Below are 16,861 nucleotides of genomic sequence, written 5' to 3' on the forward strand. Positions count from 1 at the left end.
TCCTTGCGTTTTGATTATTCAGGGAAATTTTAGAAACGCTATGTTAAGGTTTTATTAATGCTTGGTTAATTTTCTGTTAAGGATTAAGATCCCATACGACCATCTTTATTTCTGTGTAATCCTCTATGGCAAATCTTGGACCTTCTCTCCCTATTCCTGAATGCTTTACACCACCGTAAGGCATGTGATCAGCCCTAAAATTGGGACCTTCATTTATCAATACACCTCCAGCCTCTACCTTTTTTATGAACTCCCAGGCTATATCAATGTCTTTGGTGAACACACCTACTTGAAGACCATACACAGAACTGTTTACCGCTTTTATTGCTTCTTCTATATCCCTATACGGATTCACAACTACAACAGGAGCAAAGGCTTCTTCTGAAAAGAGCTTGGTATTTTCCGGTACAAGGCTAACTATCGTGGGTTCTAAAAGTGCCTTGCTTTCTGCACATGCTACGCCACCCCTTACGAGCTTTGCACCCTCTTTGATGGCTTGTCCTACCCATTCCTGTACTCTCTCCACTTCCGAAGAGCTTATCATTGGACCCACATCCGTATCTTCCCGCATTGGATCGCCCACATTCAGATTATCAACAGCGCTTTTTAAAGCTGACAGATAAATATCAAAGACATCTTCGTGTACGAAGACTCTTTGAACGGATATACACACCTGACCGGCTATAGCGTAACCCCCCTGAATGGTTTTTACCACAGCCTTATTTACGTTTCCGTCCTTATGTAACACCAAAGCTGAGTTAGAGCCAAGTTCCAAAATCACCTTCTTTATGCCAGCCTGTTTGGTGATGATCTCACCTATCTTTTTACTTCCTGTGAAGGATACAACTCTTACATCCGGATGGGTGGTCATAGCTTTACCAACGTCACCATATCCCGGTATTACGCTTATGGCTTCTGGTGGAAGTCCAGCAGAAAGGAGAAGTTCGCCAAGCATAAGAGGGGTCAAAGGTGTTCTTTCTGAAGGCTTTAAGATCACCGCATTACCTGCAGCCAAAGCAGGTGCTACTTTGTGCATGGAGAGATTGAGAGGAAAATTGAAAGGCGTTATAGCCGATACTATACCTACCGGCTGTCTTATAAAAAAGCCAACTTTCCCCCTACCATTCGGGTGAGCATCCAAAGGTACTACCTCTCCACTTATCCTCTTTGCCTCTTCCGCTGAAAAGATAAGCGTCTGTATAGCCCTTTGGACTTCTGATCTTGCCTCTCTTATAGTCTTTCCAACTTCAAGCACTAAGGTTTTTGCGAACTCTTCGGCTCTGTCTTGGAGCATCTGGGATGCCTTCATGAGTATGCTGTACCTTTCGTGAGGGGTAAGCGAGGACATTTTTCTGAAGCCTTCTTTTGCTACCTCTATAGCTTCATCAACTTGCTTTTCAGAACCTTTAAAGACCTTACCTATGACTTCACCGGTATATGGATAGTGTATATACAGTTCCTCCTCACTCTTGACATACTTCCCACCTATTAACATACCCTTCTCAAGCATGATATTATTATAGAATGCGAAAGATGAATCTGTTTGTGTATCTTGTGACGGATGACAAGTACTTTATGGAAAGAGATCTTGTAAGTACCACTGAGCAGGCTTTGCAGGGAGGTATAACAGCCCTTCAGTACAGATTTAAAAATAAGAGCGCAAGACAGATGTACGAAGAGCTTCTGGTACTTAGGGAGTTGACAAGAAGGTACGGAGTAGACCTTGTAGTAAATGATAGAGTGGATCTTGCAATGGCTGTAGGTGCAGATGGTGTACATGTAGGAAAGCAGGACCTTCCTCCCGACATTGTTAGAAAGATAGTAGGAGACAGCATGTACATAGGTTATTCGGTAAACAGCGTTGAAGACCTCAGGGATGTGGATCATCTACCTATAGATTACGTAGGATTCGGATCCGTTTACGAAACAACCACAAAGGAAAATTACAGATTAGTAGGTATAGAAGGTTTGCGTCAAGCTGTAAAGCTTACTCAAAAACCTATAGTAGCCATAGGTGGCATAACCCATTATAGGGTGAAGGAGGTTCTGGAAGCTGGGGCAAAAGGTGTAGCTGTAGTTTCAGCTATACTGGGGTTTGAGGATGTAAAAAAGGCTTCCGAAACGCTTGTACAAGCATGCAAAAGCGTCTATAGAGAAAGGCTCTTTATGCCATGAAAATCCTTTATATACTTGACGGTTCAGCTTTTGTGTATAGGAGTTTTTTCGCCCTTCCTCAGCTTTCAACCAAGAGCGGATTTCCTACTGGTGCTGTATACGGCTTTATGAGAGCTATCCTTTCCATACTTAAGGCGGAAAGACCCAAGTACTTCGTTGTGGTCTTCGACCACCCTGCACCTACTACAAAAAAGGAGATCTATAGCGACTACAAAAGTAAAAGACCACCTATGCCAGATCCTCTAAGGCTGCAAATACCTGTCATAAAAGAACTTTTGAAGCTTATGGGAATTCCCCTTTTGGAAGTGGAAGGTTACGAAGCCGATGACATTATCGGTTATATTACACAAAAGGCTGTGGAACTGAGCTTTTACGTAAAGATATACTCACCGGATAAGGATATATTACAGCTTGTGTCCGAAAAAGTGAGTGTTATAAACCCTATCAGTGGTGAGTTTTTTGACAGACAGGCTGTTTTGAAAAAGTTCGGGGTAAGCCCAGAACTCATACCGGATCTTCTCGCCTTGGCAGGTGACAAAGTGGATAACATAGAAGGTATAAAGGGTATAGGGAAGAAGACAGCCATTAAGGTACTTGAAAAGTACCAAAGCGTTACTAACATACTGAGGAACTTTGAAGATTTCCAAGCTTTCTTCCCTTATGCTGACAGAGAAAAACTTGAGCTGTCTTACGCTCTTGTAAAGCTACATCCTGTGCCAGAAATGAACTTGAAAGAGGAGGATATACGCCTCAAAAAGCCGGATATGGAAAGTTTAAAGAGAAGACTTCTTGAACTTGAGATGAAAAGTTTGATAAAAGATGTGGAATCGTTATCAAAAAGTCTATCTCAAAGACAGCTTTTTTAAATTGGTAAAGAAGATTTTAATACCAATTTTATTATCCACATCATTTTTAGCTCTCTTTTTTGTGTATGTTCCTTTAGATAAAGTGATGAATAGCCTCAGTCGTGTATCTTTAGATGAATTCTTTCTTGCCTTTTTCTTCTATACAGCAAGTCAGATAATAAGGAGTTTTAGGTGGCTACCTTTGATGAGAGGTCTAAGCTTCTTAGATATTTACCTTATAAACAGTGCCAATATATTCTTCAATAACGTGCTTCCTGCGAGAACCGGTGAGTTAAGCTGGTTTTATTATGCAAAAAAACTCGGCGTATCTTTAAAGCTTTCTGTATGGTCTTTCCTTTTGGGAAGGCTTTTTGATCTTCTGGCTCTTATTTTTATAGCTTTGTTTCTCTATACAGTAATTGAAAAGTCAGTTCTGACCTTTTTCATTTCCCTCATAATGATATTTTTGTCTCTTTTTTTCCATAAAGTATACCTCTTTTTACCTTCTTGGGGAAAAATTGGAAACCTGAAAAGTTATCTCAAAGATAACACGAGCCTTCGGCTCTCAAGCTTACTCTTTTTGTGTTCCACCTTTTCTGTGGTTTTTAAGTTTGTTGCGATAGTTCAGCTTTTGAGTGTGTCCTCCTATTTACTAAGTTTTTTGTCTTTTTCTTTCGGTGAGCTAAGCAGTGTCCTCCCATTTCACAGTTTTATGGGTTATGGTACTTACGAGATCAGCTTCTCAATACCTGCAAAATTTGCAAGTGCTGACATGAAAAAGTGGCTCGTTGAGGGATTTATAGCTCACAACTTCTTACTTTTGTCTTCAGCTTTCTATGGGATCCTTTCCGTATTTTTGCTTCACAGAAAAAACTAAGATTTTCTCACCTTCAAGGTTAACCCCTTAACCTCTTCTATGAGTACAGCATCTCCCTTTTTTATATCCTCTTCACTCACCGCATTCCATATTTCTCCATGTACAAACACTTTTCCCTTGCCTTTTGCAAAGTCTGTTATGGCTTCTCCTACCTCTCCTATGAGTTCCTCAGTTCCCAGCATCTTCTTTCTCTTTTGAGCTTTAAAGCCGAGCCTTCCCGCAAATAGGAAGAAAGCTACCGTAAGAATTACCATAGTGGTTATAACGGAGATGGGTATGTTACCGTAAGGTGATTCTGGACTTATAAGTATGAAAGAACCGAGAGCTAAGGCTATGCCTCCAGCTATTGCAAGTCCTCCTAATGAGGGGGTAACCACTTCAAGAGCTAACAGTAAGATACCGGCAAGTATCAGCAAAAGTCCAAGCCAGTTTACACCCACCACACCCAAACCGTAAAGACCTAAAAGCAGTGATATTATCCCAACAGCACCTGGTACAATGCTTCCGGGATTATAAAGTTCAAAAAATATACCGTAAAACCCGATGAGTAAAAGCATATATGCGATAGTAGGATTAGTAACCAGATTTAAAAACTCTTCTCTCAGGCTCTTTGATATTTGATAAACTTGGACTCCTTCCGTTTCGAGTATTATTTTTCTTCCATGCTTTTCAACAATCCTACCGTTCAGCTTATTCAAAAGATCAGTCCTGTCCGTGGCTATGAGATCTATTATGTTAGCTTTTAGAGCCTCCTCAGGAGTCAGAGATATGCTTTTTTTTACCATGCTTTCCACAACTTCTACGTTTCTCCCCTTCTCTCTGGCTATACTCCTTACAAACGCCAAGGTGTCCTGAAGTACCTTCTCCTTCATAACATCGTTCTGCCCTTCCCCACCTATTTGGACAGGATGAGCAGCGCCTATGTTTGTGCCAGGAGCCATTGCAGCAATATCTGCCGATATGGTTATTATAGCACCCGCAGATGCAGCACGTCCACCCGATGGATACACAAAAACTACAACGGGAATAGTTGTCTTTTGAAACTCCTGAACTATTTCCCTCATTGAGGATTCAAGACCTCCAGGGGTATTAAGCTCAAGTATAAAAACACTTCCCTCTTCACTTTGTGCCTTTGATATGCTTCTCTTTATGTAATCCACTGCCACTGGCGTGATGGCATCTTGCCACTGGGCAACAAAAATCCTTGGAAAACCCTCATTCAAAAGTGAAAACATAAACAGAAAAAATACAGCTAAAGCACGCATCATCATGTCAGTTGGTATTATAATAGTACTGCATATAAAGTTTTTAAATTAACGAAGGAGGCGTATTATGGCTGTTCCTAAGAGGAAGACATCCAAATGGAGAAGGGACAACAGAAGAGCGCAAAATTTCTTCTCTAAAGTAAAGCTTTCATCACTTGCAACTTGCCCTAATTGTGGGGAACTGACGATCCCTCATAGGGTATGCCCTTACTGCGGACATTATAAAGGTAGGGAAGTTATCAAAGTAAGTTGATGAATACACCGAAGATAGCGGTTGATTGTATGGGGGGCGATTATGCTCCTGAGGAGATAGTCAAGGGGTGTCTTTTAGCTCACAGGGAACTTGACGTCATACTGTATCTCGTAGGTGACGAAAAAAGGATAAAAAGCGTATTAGATAAAGAAAATAGCTATGATAGGAAGAGACTTATACTTATTAATGCGGAAGATGTGGTGGGTATGAGCGAACCCCCGTCTAACGTTCTTAAAAAGAAAAGATCGTCCCTTTATATTGCGGGGATTTTGCTTAGAGAAAACGAGGCTGACGGGCTTGTATCTGCCGGAAATACAGGTGCTGTACTTACTGTTGGCAAGTTTCTGGTGGGGGCATTGGAACACATAGAGAGACCAGCTATAGGCGTGGCTCTTCCCAATCCTAAAGGAAGAACGGTTCTCATTGATGTAGGGGCGAACGTAGATTGTAAACCCAAACATTTACTTCAGTTTGCCATAATAGGGCACACTTACGCTAAGGAAATCCTCGGAGTACAAAATCCTAAGATTGGCATACTCAGTATAGGTGAAGAGGAAGGAAAGGGAAATGAGCTTGTGAGGGAGTCCTACGCCCTTTTAAAGAAGAGTAAGTTAAACTTCTTGGGAAATGCGGAGGGTAGGGACATATATGCTGGAACTTTTGATGTGATAGTTTGTGACGGTTTTGTCGGAAACGTGATCCTAAAAGCCAGTGAAAGTCTCGGTATGGCTGTGCTTCAGATGATAAAGGAGGAGGTTCAGAAAAGCCTCATCGCAAGAATAGGAGCGTTGCTCATAAAACCTGCCCTCAATAACTTTAAGAAAAAAGCTGATTTTGCCGAATACGGAGGTATTCCACTGCTGGGTGCCAAAAAGCCTGTTATAATAACCCATGGAAGGGCAAACGCAAAAGCTATAAAGAACGCTATAAAGGTAGCTAACGAGTTTTACGTGCATCACTTTAACGAAAGACTCGCCGAATATATAAGGAGTCTCAGCCCAAAAGAGGTAAAAATCTGATGGGAACAACTATAACGGGAATGGGTTATTATGTACCACCAAAGGTGCTTACTAACTTTGATTTAGAAAAGATAGTTGACACATCAGATGAATGGATAACTACCAGAACGGGAATAAAGGAGAGGAGAATAGCTAACGACGAAAATGTTACTCAGATGGCTTATATAGCAAGCCTTGAAGCTATCAGATCCGCACGCATACAGCCGGAAGACATAGAAATAATTCTTCTCGCCACGCTCACCCCTGAGCTGAGATTTCCATCCACAGCATGCCTTTTACAAGCCAAGCTTGGAGCGACAAAATCTTACGCTTTTGACATATCGGCTGCGTGTAGCGGTTTTATTTACGGGCTTGAGCTGGCTGATGCCTACATAAGATCTGGGAAAGCTAAAAATATACTTCTCGTAGGCGTTGAGAAACTATCAGAGATAGTAGATTGGCAAGATAGAAGCACCTGTGTGCTTTTTGGAGATGGGGCGGGTGCTGTCGTATTATCCAGAGGGGAAGGAGAGATACTTTCTTCCAAGATGCTGTCAGATGGAAGCTTGTGGGAAATACTTTACGCTCCAAAGTGCGGATACATAAGCATGAGAGGTAAGGAACTTTTTAAGATGGCGGTAAGGAGTATGGAAGATGCGTGCAGGTACGTTCTTGAAACATCAGGTGTAAGTGTTGAAGAAGTGAACTTGATGATTCCCCATCAGGCGAATATAAGAATAATGGATGCCCTTGCTGAGAAATTAGGTATACCAAAAGAAAAGGTTTACTCCAACATACACAAATACGGCAACACTAGCGCAGCTTCCATACCCATAGCCCTCTGTGAAGCGTATGCCGAAGGTAAACTAAAAAGAGGCGATCTGGTGATGCTGACAGCAATGGGAGGAGGACTGACTTGGGGAGCAATGCTTCTAAAATTTTAGGACTATCCTCAAGTCAAGCCAACGAAAGACTCAAAAGATACGGCTATAATAGGATAGAAAAGGGGAAAAGGCTAAGCGATCTGGATATCCTTTTAAGTCAGTTTAAGAATCCTTATATCTTCTTGCTTCTCTTTACCGCAATTTTATCAGCCTTTTTGGGTGAGAAAACTGATGCTTTTGTAATAGTTAGCATAATTCTACTCGGTGGTCTTTTGGACTTTTGGCAGGAAAGGGGAGCTAACAAAACGGTAGAGAAGCTCCTCTCTATGGTGAAGACGCACGCGACTGTGATAAGGGATGGTGTGGAAAGAGACATTCCCATGGAGGAAGTCACAGTAGAAGATGCGGTGATTCTGAGGGCGGGTGATATGGTACCTGCGGACGGTAAAGTGCTTGAAGCAAAAGACCTTTTCATTAACGAAGCTCTGATGACTGGTGAAGCCTATCCTGTGGAAAAAAATGTAGGGGACGATGTTTATATGGGTACGCATGTGGTAAGCGGTTTTGGAGTAATAAGAGTTTTTAAGATAGGTAGAGATACTGAGTATGGAAAGATAGTTGAAAAGTTAAAGCTTGGTAAAGGAGAAACGGATTTTGAGAGAGGTCTAAAGCGATTCGGTTATACGCTCCTTGAGGTGGCAACATTTCTCATTTTTCTGGTTTTCGCGATCAATACTTATTATAACAGGGGTGTCATAGATTCACTCCTCTTTGCGCTTTCTCTGGGTATAGGCATAACGCCCGTACTTCTTCCTGCGGTAGTCAGCGTTGGTCTCTCTTACGGAGCAAGACATATGGCTCAAAAAGGTGCTATAGTAAAAAGGCTTACATCTATAGAAAACTTTGGAAGTATGAACGTTCTGTGTTGTGATAAAACTGGAACTCTTACAGAAGGAGTCATGAAAGTTTATACTTTCAGAGATTTATCAGATAAGGAAAGCAAAAAAGTAGCTCTCTTTTCATATCTAAATTCATATTTTCAAACAGGTTACAAAAACCCAATAGACGAAGCTATAAAGGAAGAATTAAAATCAACGGATATCTTAGAATTTAAAAAGCTTGATGAACTTCCTTACGATTTTAATAGAAAGCGCCTTTCTGTACTTATCAAGAAAGATCAAGAAAATCTTTTAATAACTAAGGGTGCATACTCACATGTAATAGATATCTGCACGTATGCAGAAATTGATGGAGAAGTTGTTGATATTCGCAAGGTAATGCAGGAAATTCAAAAAATTTACACGCAATACAGCACGCAGGGTTTCAGATTAATAGCAATTGCATACAAACCTATGAAGGGGGAATCCATAAGTTATGGAGATGAGGAAGGAGAAATATTCCTTGGCTTTGTGGTAATGCACGATCCACTAAAGGAAGATGCAAAGAATGTTGTAGAAAAGCTGTTAAGCCTTGGTGTGGAGCTAAGAATCATAACTGGAGACAACAGGCTCGTTGCTGAGTATGTAGCAGAAAAACTCGGCTTAAAAGGTAAAGTTATGAGTGGTGAAGACTTTAAAAATTTCTCCGAAGAAGCTCTTATAAGAAGAATCAAGGATGTTTTCGTATTTGCGGAACTCTCTCCCTTGCAAAAAGAGAGGGTCGTTAGCGCTCTGAAAAAGGCGGGTTACGTAGTGGGATACATGGGAGACGGAATAAATGATGTTACCGCTATGAGGAGTGCCGATGTGGCTATATCTGTGGAAAACGCTGTAGATGTGGCAAAAGAGAGCGCTGACATAGTTTTTCTTAAACCAGACCTAAACACAGTAATAGATGCCGTACTTGAAGGCAGGAAAACTTTCCTTAACACCATGAAGTATTTATTTATGCAAACAAGCTCCAACTTTGGTAACGTGTTTTCTATGGCTGGTGCATCCCTTTTGGTCCCTTTCCTTCCCATGCTACCAAAACAGGTTTTGACCGCAAACCTCTTAACGGATATCGCGGTAATGTCCATACCAGCCGATGGTGTGGATGATGATTGGATAAAGCTCCCAAAAAGGTGGAATATAGAGTTTATTGAAAAGTTCATGTTCTTTTTTGGGCTTTTGAGTTCCTTTTTTGATTACATTACTTTCACCTTCCTTCTTTACATACTTGGAGCAACGTCTGAAACTTTCCGCACCGCATGGTTTCTTGAAGGATTATTTACCCAAATCCTTGTCCTACTCATATTACGCACAAGGAAACCTTCTATAAAAAGTAAACCCTCCTCTCTCCTCATATTTACTGTATTCGTAACGGGAGTAACAGGCTTACTTATACCCTTTACCCCTCTTGGAAACCTGTTAGAGCTAAAGCCCTTAAACTTGACCCTTTACGTATTTATCTTTTTGATTACTCTCCTTTACCTCGTGTCAGTGGAAGCACTAAAAAGGCTCTTTTACAGAAGATACAATCTCTAACAGCTCCTTATACGCCCGTGTATCTTTCTTTTACCCTCTTTATTCTCCAGAGAGCTTTACTGTCCTCAGGTGTTATCAAGCTGTATGCCTTTCCGTAACTTCCTATTCTTCCAGTTCTCCCTATTCTGTGTATGTAAACCTCAGGGTCTTCAGGAATATGGTAATTGATAACTAAGCTCACTCCTTTTATATCAAGACCCCTTGAGGCAACATCCGTTGCCACAACAGTTCTTACTTTTCCTTCTCTAAAGAGCTTAAGGGCGTTCTCCCTTTGTCTCTGTGTCATATCTCCATGCAAAGACACTACACTAAAACCTCTGTTTTTGAGTTCCTGAGATATATCCTTCGCATCCCTTTTTGTCCTCACAAAAATTATGACCTTTTCAAGTATATGGTCTCTGAGTATCTTCTCAAGCTCAGATATCTTTTGCTTGGGAGAGTTTAGTCTTATGAGCCTTTCCTCTATCTTAGGTTTTAATTCCGCGGATATGACCCTTACCACTTTGTAATTATCTCTCAAATGTTTTTTTGCCAACACCTCTATCTCTTTTGGTATAGTTGCGGAAAAGAGAAAAGTCTGTCTATCTATTGGTGTAAAAGATATTATGTATTCTATATCTTCGGCAAAGCCCATATCAAGCATTAGATCAGCCTCATCAAGAACTAAAAAGGAGACACTGCCAACATTCAATGTACCCCTATTTATGAGGTCCTTTATTCTGCCCGGAGTCCCTATAACTATGTTAGGTGTAACCTTAGACAGAAGCTCCAGATCCCTCCCTACCGGTGTACCTCCGTAAAAAACGAACACCTTAAGTGCCTTGTACTTGGATAAGGCATAAAGCTGATCCTTGACCTGGAGGGCAAGTTCACGCGTTGGCGTTAGAATAAGTGCCTTTAAACCTCCATCCTTATTTATACTTTCCACGATGGGTATGCCAAAGGCAGCTGTTTTCCCTGTTCCAGTAGCTGCCTGTCCCATAATATCGTAACCTTTAAGAGCTAACGGTATAGCCTCACTCTGTATAGGTGTAGGTTCTTTAAAACCAAGCTCCCTTATAGCTTTTCCAAGTGGTTCACTTAACTGTTGAAAATTAAACTCCATAACGATTAAAAACCTCCTCTTTTAATTATACGTCCCTTTCTCTTTTTTGCAAAAATTCTTATAGCCTAATATAAGATGAATTTATGCTTTAATAAAAGTTTCTTATTGAAATTCCTTATTAAAGAAAATAACTTTATACAGTCAATTCTGAAAGGGAGGTTAAAAAAAATGTTAAGTAGGCGAAACTTTTTGAAAGGCGGTCTCGCTCTAAGCGCTGGAGGACTTCTGGTGCCAAAGTACCTTTTGGCAGCGGTTGATCCTTCCTTACTTAGTACTGCGGCGAAAGAGCTTCCAGAGGGTGTACTTGAGGAACAAGTTTTGGAAGCTCTCCCAGGTAAAAAACCTCTTATCAAAAAAACTTACAGGGCACCTAACTACGAAACGCCTGTTAAGTACTTCAACGAATTCTTCACACCAAACGATGTTTTCTTTGTGAGGTATCACCTTTCTAACATACCTGAAGTAGATGCAAAAACTTGGAAGCTGACCATAGGAGGTGATGCGATAGAAAAGCCTCTTGAGCTAACGCTGGAGGATCTCAAGACCAAGTTTGAACAGGTGGAGCTTGTGGCTCTGTGCCAGTGTTCAGGGAACAGGAGGGGATTATTTAAACCGCATGTAGCGGGAGTTGAGTGGGGATACGGAGCTATGGGGAATGCAAGGTGGAAAGGAGTAAGACTGAAAGACATATTGGAGAGAGCTGGTTTGAAGGGTAATGCTCTTGAGGTAGTACTCAACGGTGCGGACACAGGCGTGGCAGCAGGAACGCCAGACTTTATAAAGAGCATACCAGTTTGGAAGGCTCTTGACGAAAACACCATGATAGCTTACGAAATGAATGGAGAGCCCCTGCCTCACTGGAACGGCTTTCCTGCAAGAGTAATAGTCCCGGGTTGGACTGCCACTTACTGGATGAAGCATATAATTTCTATTGATGTTGTCTCCAAACCTTTCGATGGCTTTTGGATGAAAACAGCGTATAGAATACCTCTGGGAAAGTTCCCTATAAGGGACAGATTCATATCTCAGGAAACTGCAGTCAACACACCTATAACTGAGATAGTCGTAAACTCTCTAATCACAAATATAAATGATGGGCAAAGGTTCAAGCTTGGGCAAATGGTTGAAATAAAAGGTATTGCGTGGGACGGTGGGTATGGTATTAACATGGTGGAGATATCCACTGACGGAGGTAAAACCTGGCGTGAAGCTGAGCTGGGTAAGGATTATGGTCGCTACTCATGGAGGCAGTTCACTTACAGATTTAGACCTCCCAAAAAGGGAACCTATACTATAATGGCAAAGGCAAGCAATAGGATAGGGCAGACACAGACCTTTGAGCTTATATGGAACCCTGCAGGATACCATCACAACGTAGTTCAGAAGATAAACATAAAAGTCGTATAAGGAGGTAAATAGATATGAGTAAAGCTCTTATATTTGGATGTATGCTTATGGCTATTTCCTTTGCTGGAGAGGAGAGTATAAAGCTAAAAGATGGTGAAGGTAAAGCTCTCGTAGAAGCAAACTGCTCTGCATGTCATAGTCTTGACTACATTCAAATGAATTCCCCCTTTCTTGACAAGAAGGGTTGGGAGGCTACCGTTAACAAGATGATAAAAGCTATGGGCGCACCTATAAAGCAGGAGGATGTCCCTAAAATAGTTGAGTATCTTACCAAGTACTACGGTAAGAAAGAATAAGTGTTAGACTATCTTTATGAGGGGTTATGATGTCATAGTGATAGGCGGGGGACCTGCGGGTTCTTCTGCCGCTTATTACGCTTCAAAAAACGGTCTTAAGGTGCTAATCCTTGAAAAGTACAAAGTTCCACGATTCAAACTGTGCGCAGGATGTATCTCAAAAAGGATAGCTCCATACCTTCCGGAAGGTTGGGAAAGATTCGTGCTTAACAGGATAAAGGGGGGTATCCTAGGATACGGTGGAAGGGAGGAGTTTGAGCTTTCAGCTGATGAGGAAGTAGCGTATATTACGGATAGGGTTGAATTTGATACCTTTCTCTTAGAGAAAGCTCAAGGAAAAGGAGCAGATTTTGTGGATGAGTGTGAGGTCTTAGGTTTTGAAACAGAGGGAGGAAAGTACAGAGTAATAACTTCAAAAGGCAATTTTCATGCAGATTTTATAGTTGGTGCGGACGGTTTTTACTCAAAGACAGCTCAAGCCCTTGGCTACAAAAAGGACAAGTTCTTTAAAGCTCTTGAGTTTTTTACGCGAGGTGATCTTAGCGAAAAGGTAATGATAGATATAGGATTAGTCAGAAGAGGGTATGCGTGGATATTTCCGAAAGGTGAAAATCTGAGCGTAGGCACAGCCTGTACACAAAGGGGAGATCTAAAAAGAGTTCTAACCGAATATTCAAGACTCAAGGGTGTAAAACCAGAAGGGAGGATGTATGGCTGGTACATACCTTATATAGAAAAAGATGGAGATGTATTCTGCGGTAAAGATCGCGTGCTTTTGGTAGGTGATGCGGCCAATCTCACGGATCCTCTTTTAGGAGAAGGTATATATTACGCAGTACGGAGCGGAAAACTCGCAGCTCAAGCATTAGCTGTTTCACCTTCAAAACCTACAGAGCAATACAGAAAACTTTTGAAAGATCTCGTTTCTGAGCTTGTTTACGCTGGAAAAATAGCTCGCCTCGGCTACAAATTTCAGAAGGTTGCTTACACAATGAGTAAAAAGGGTATATTAAAGAGCTATTACGATCTTCTTCTTGGAAAAACAAGCTATAAGGATCTCTATAGAAAGGGTTTCGTTTATTTTTTAAGGGAGCTTGTAAAAGAATACGCAAGCTTTTATAATTATTTCTGGAGGTAAAGTAATGGACTTTCTTGGAAAGGATATGTCACCCCTCACGGAGGAAGAGTGGAAAACGCTTGAAGAGACAGTAATTGATGTAGCTAAAAAGGCTCTCGTATGCAGAAGGTTTATGAACGTAGTTGGACCGTTGGGAGCTGGACATCAGGTGATATCTTACGATGTTTTTCTCGGAGTTGAGCCGGGAAGTTGTGAGGTAAGACCCGGTGAAGAGAGCGAAATGTGTGAACCTGTAAGGACAGGTACAAGGAAACACCTGATTCTTCCTACCGTATATAAGCCCTTCACTATAAGCTGGAGGGATCTTGAGTATTGGAGGCAGTTCAACCTTCCCATAGACACATCTTCCGCTGCAAGTGCGGCTTTTGCCACCGCGGTTGCAGAAGACACTCTCATACTTCACGGAAATAAAAAGCTCGGTATTGAGGGGCTTCTCACGGTGGAAGGAAGGCAGACTATGTCTATGAGTGATTGGGATGTGGTTGGTAACGCTTTCAACGATGTATCCATAGGTATAGCAAAACTTTCCGAAATGGGCTTCTTCGGACCATACTATATGGTGCTTAACCCAAAGCAGTACTTCCAGCTTAACAGGGTTTATCATAATACTGGACTTCTTGAGCTTGAACAGATAAAAAAGGTAGTTACAGAGGTTTTCTATACGCCAATAATACCTGAAGGTAAGGCTCTCCTGATCTCTTCTGGACCACAAAATATGGACATAGTTTTAGGGCTTGACATGAGTTTGGCGTATACTGAAAGCACTAATATGGTACACCAGTTTAGAGTTATGGAGATCCTCGTTCCCAGAATAAAGCGTCCCGGTGCGGTACTCGTAATAGGTAAGTGATCAGGATGTGAGAGCCTTCCAGAGAAGGTCTGCTACCTCTCTTTTGATCTCTTCACGTTTTTCCAAAAGCCCAGCTTCCGTAAGGAGAAATACCCTCTCAAGGGTACCCACAAACATAGCAAGCGCGAGTTCAGCCCTAACCTTGACGATCCCCTTTCCCTCTTGAAGGAGTTTCAATACCGCATCCTTTGGAAGTTTTATAAACTCTTTTACCTCTTCAGCCCTCAAATAGTGAAAGAGATCTAGATATTTAAAAGCTTCAGGATTCTCAAAGCAGAAATTGAGAAATTCTTCAACAGCCCTATAAAACTTTTCTTTGTATGTCTTTTCTTCAAAAGAGGACATAAGTCTGTTGTAGAACTCTTCCGAGTACATACCGAAAAGCCCTCTCACTATCTCATCCTTGCTGACAAAGTGTCTGTATATGGCCCCTTCCGTTACACCTACATCCTTGGCTATATCCTTTATAGTGGTTTCCCTTATGCCTTTTTCAGAAAAGAGCTTCAGTGCGGATTCTAAGATCCTCTTTTTTGTACCCTTTCGCTTTAACCTCATAACTTTATTATAACAGAAAGTGACGGCTCACTCTCTTTTCCATCCACCTCCGAGAGCTTTGTAAAGTAGCACCTGCTCTTTGAGATACTCACCCTTAAAAGTGATTAGCTCTAAGAGAGAAGTCTCATAATCCTTTTTTGCTTGCAGGACATTTATGTATTCCACCAGCCCGTTCTCGTACTGCTTTTGTGCAACTTTGAGTATGCTATTGTAATTATCTATCTGCATCTTCTGAAGTTCCATCTGTTCTTTTAGAGCCTCAAGGCTTATGAGAGCTTGATTGACTTCAGAAAAGGCGTTTTTTACGCTCTGTATATATTTTATCAGTGCCTGTCTTTTCAGAGATTCGGCTATATTAACTTCGGATTTAGTTCTCCCAAAGTCCAAAAGGGGTGAAAGGAGTGAAGCACCAAGACTCCACATATTTGCGGAGGAAGTAAAAAGATTGGACAGGCTCGCACTGCGAAGCCCTGTAGCTCCTGTAAGGAATATACGCGGAAAGTACTCTGCTTTTACAGCACCTACATTGTAATGGGAAGCTATAAGGTTCTGTTCTGCTGCAAATATGTCCGGTCTTTGCTCCAAAACATCAGATGGAATAAAGGAGGGTATTGGTATTGCTTCAGGTAAACCTTTACACGTTAGATCGTCAGAAGAAAATATACCTTTTGGTTGTCTGCCAAGAAGTAGTGAGAGAGAGTTTTTTATCAGCTCCCTCTTTTCGTTAAGCTTTTTAAGATTAAGTTTTGCGCTATCAAGAAGCGTCTTTTCTTGCTCCACCGGGAGTATATCTATTAGACCGTTTTCATACTGCCTCTTTCTGTAGGTGTAGCTCTCTTCGTATCTTTTAAGCAAGTCTTCCATTATGCTTATCTGTTCTTGAACAGTACATAAATCAAAGTAGAGTGTAGCCACATCCGCAACAAGCTTAAGCCTTACTGTATCTGCGTAAGCCTTCTGAGCGAGAAGTCTGTGAAGCTCTGCCTTTTGATAATCCCTGAGTTTTCCGAAAAAGTCAAGCTCGTACGACAGAACGCCTGATATAGTAAAATCGCTGTAAGTTATACCACCAAAAGGCTTTGCCCTTTTGCTGAGCTTTTGCCTGTTTGCGGTAACGCTAAGATCAAGCTCGGGTAAAAGCTCTGCGGTGGCTAAACTGTAATAATAAGACGCTTCCTTTATCCTCTCATAAGCCAGAAGCAGGTCATCGTTATTTTTTAGAGCTTCTTCTATAAATGTATTTAGCCTCTCATCCTTATAGTTTTCCCACCATCTTTGATCTATTTGTGTCTTCTCTTCCCCTCTTACTTCTGGCAGATCTATCTTAGGTCTTTCGTACTTAGGCGTCAGAGAACAGGAGAACAAAAATATACCGAGTAAAAAAACTGTAATCTTTTTCATGCTACTTCCTTCCTGCGCAATCCCTGAACTTTTTTAACTACGTAATAGAAAACAGGTATAAAGAAAGTACCTACAAGCGTGAGCGCAAGCATTCCTCCTACTACAGTGAAACCTATGATGTGCCTGCTCCCAGCTGAAGGTCCAGTCGCCAAAGCTAAAGGCAAGCTACCCATTATAAAGGCAAAAGATGTCATTATTATAGGTCTGAACCTTATCCTTGCAGCTTCAAGAATAGCTCCTAAAAGATCCGAGCCATCTTTAAGTTTTTGCTCTGCAAACTCCACAAGAAGTATGGCATTTTTGGCTGATAATCCTATCAAAGTTATTACACCGACCTGTGTGTAAAC

General features: G+C 41.4%; 17 protein-coding genes. 11 read left to right on the forward strand and 6 right to left on the reverse strand.

The features are described 5' to 3' along the window. Positions 1–76 precede the first annotated feature (76 nt). Positions 77–1,510 (reverse strand): aldehyde dehydrogenase family protein, encoded by a 1,434-nt coding sequence (locus tag ABWK04_03950; protein ID MEZ0361041.1) that lies wholly within the window; start codon positions 1,508–1,510, stop codon positions 77–79. Positions 1,511–1,533: 23 nt separating this feature from the next. On the opposite strand from ABWK04_03950, the gene thiE reads away from it, so the two are divergent. The 3 genes from thiE to ABWK04_03965 are packed head-to-tail and all read left to right on the forward strand — an operon-like array spanning position 1,534 to position 3,897. Beyond that, entirely contained in the window at positions 1,534–2,175 is a 642-nt protein-coding gene (thiE, locus tag ABWK04_03955) for a thiamine phosphate synthase (protein MEZ0361042.1), read from the forward strand. Then, positions 2,172–3,041, forward strand: coding sequence for a 5'-3' exonuclease H3TH domain-containing protein (locus ABWK04_03960; GenBank protein MEZ0361043.1), 870 nt, complete (start codon positions 2,172–2,174; stop codon positions 3,039–3,041). Before thiE ends, ABWK04_03960 begins: the two co-directional genes overlap by 4 nt. After that, positions 2,995–3,897, forward strand: coding sequence for a lysylphosphatidylglycerol synthase domain-containing protein (locus ABWK04_03965; protein ID MEZ0361044.1), 903 nt, complete (start codon positions 2,995–2,997; stop codon positions 3,895–3,897). The genes ABWK04_03960 and ABWK04_03965 overlap by 47 nt, the downstream gene beginning before the upstream one ends. Here ABWK04_03965 and ABWK04_03970 read toward each other — a convergent pair. Further along, entirely contained in the window at positions 3,894–5,162 is a 1,269-nt protein-coding gene (locus tag ABWK04_03970; GenBank protein MEZ0361045.1) for a nodulation protein NfeD, read from the reverse strand. The two genes, ABWK04_03965 and ABWK04_03970, sit on opposite strands and share 4 nt — an antisense overlap. A gap of 67 nt (positions 5,163–5,229) precedes the next feature. Between ABWK04_03970 and rpmF the strand changes: the two genes are divergently transcribed. From rpmF to mgtA, 4 genes are read left to right on the forward strand one after another with little or no spacing between them, the layout of a single operon-like run. After that, positions 5,230–5,415, forward strand: coding sequence for a 50S ribosomal protein L32 (gene rpmF / locus ABWK04_03975; protein MEZ0361046.1), 186 nt, complete (start codon positions 5,230–5,232; stop codon positions 5,413–5,415). Then, positions 5,415–6,434, forward strand: coding sequence for a phosphate acyltransferase PlsX (gene plsX / locus ABWK04_03980; GenBank protein MEZ0361047.1), 1,020 nt, complete (start codon positions 5,415–5,417; stop codon positions 6,432–6,434). The genes rpmF and plsX overlap by 1 nt, the downstream gene beginning before the upstream one ends. Then, complete coding sequence (locus ABWK04_03985) at positions 6,434–7,357, forward strand: beta-ketoacyl-ACP synthase III (GenBank protein ID MEZ0361048.1); 924 nt, start codon at positions 6,434–6,436, stop codon at positions 7,355–7,357. The genes plsX and ABWK04_03985 overlap by 1 nt, the downstream gene beginning before the upstream one ends. Then, positions 7,330–9,762, forward strand: a complete 2,433-nt coding sequence (mgtA, locus tag ABWK04_03990; GenBank protein MEZ0361049.1) for a magnesium-translocating P-type ATPase — start codon at positions 7,330–7,332, stop codon at positions 9,760–9,762. The genes ABWK04_03985 and mgtA overlap by 28 nt, the downstream gene beginning before the upstream one ends. Before the next feature lie 7 nt (positions 9,763–9,769). On the opposite strand, the gene ABWK04_03995 is transcribed toward mgtA, so the two are convergent. Further along, a complete protein-coding gene (locus tag ABWK04_03995) occupies positions 9,770–10,867 on the reverse strand; it encodes a DEAD/DEAH box helicase (protein MEZ0361050.1) in 1,098 nt (365 codons plus the stop codon). A gap of 168 nt (positions 10,868–11,035) precedes the next feature. Here ABWK04_03995 and ABWK04_04000 point away from each other — a divergent pair, with 168 nt between their 5' ends. The 4 genes from ABWK04_04000 to ABWK04_04015 are packed head-to-tail and all read left to right on the forward strand — an operon-like array spanning position 11,036 to position 14,558. Next, entirely contained in the window at positions 11,036–12,274 is a 1,239-nt protein-coding gene (locus ABWK04_04000) for a molybdopterin-dependent oxidoreductase (protein MEZ0361051.1), read from the forward strand. Between the two features lie 14 nt (positions 12,275–12,288). Then, positions 12,289–12,570 carry a cytochrome c gene (locus tag ABWK04_04005; protein ID MEZ0361052.1) on the forward strand — a complete coding sequence of 94 codons (282 nt, stop codon included), beginning with the start codon at positions 12,289–12,291 and terminating at the stop codon, positions 12,568–12,570. Between the two features lie 16 nt (positions 12,571–12,586). Further along, positions 12,587–13,708 (forward strand): geranylgeranyl reductase family protein, encoded by a 1,122-nt coding sequence (locus ABWK04_04010; protein ID MEZ0361053.1) that lies wholly within the window; start codon positions 12,587–12,589, stop codon positions 13,706–13,708. Between the two features lie 4 nt (positions 13,709–13,712). Next, positions 13,713–14,558, forward strand: a complete 846-nt coding sequence (locus tag ABWK04_04015) for a family 1 encapsulin nanocompartment shell protein (protein MEZ0361054.1) — start codon at positions 13,713–13,715, stop codon at positions 14,556–14,558. Here ABWK04_04015 and ABWK04_04020 read toward each other — a convergent pair whose 3' ends face one another. The 3 genes from ABWK04_04020 to ABWK04_04030 all read right to left on the reverse strand — a co-directional run. After that, positions 14,559–15,113 (reverse strand): TetR/AcrR family transcriptional regulator, encoded by a 555-nt coding sequence (locus tag ABWK04_04020; GenBank protein ID MEZ0361055.1) that lies wholly within the window; start codon positions 15,111–15,113, stop codon positions 14,559–14,561. A gap of 27 nt (positions 15,114–15,140) precedes the next feature. Beyond that, positions 15,141–16,514 (reverse strand): TolC family protein, encoded by a 1,374-nt coding sequence (locus tag ABWK04_04025; protein ID MEZ0361056.1) that lies wholly within the window; start codon positions 16,512–16,514, stop codon positions 15,141–15,143. Next, on the reverse strand, positions 16,511–16,861 hold a 351-nt coding region (locus tag ABWK04_04030), incomplete at its 5' end, for an efflux RND transporter permease subunit (GenBank protein ID MEZ0361057.1). The genes ABWK04_04025 and ABWK04_04030, both read right to left, overlap by 4 nt.

The organism is Hydrogenobacter sp. (assembly GCA_041287335.1).
GTDB lineage: Bacteria > Aquificota > Aquificia > Aquificales > Aquificaceae > Hydrogenobacter.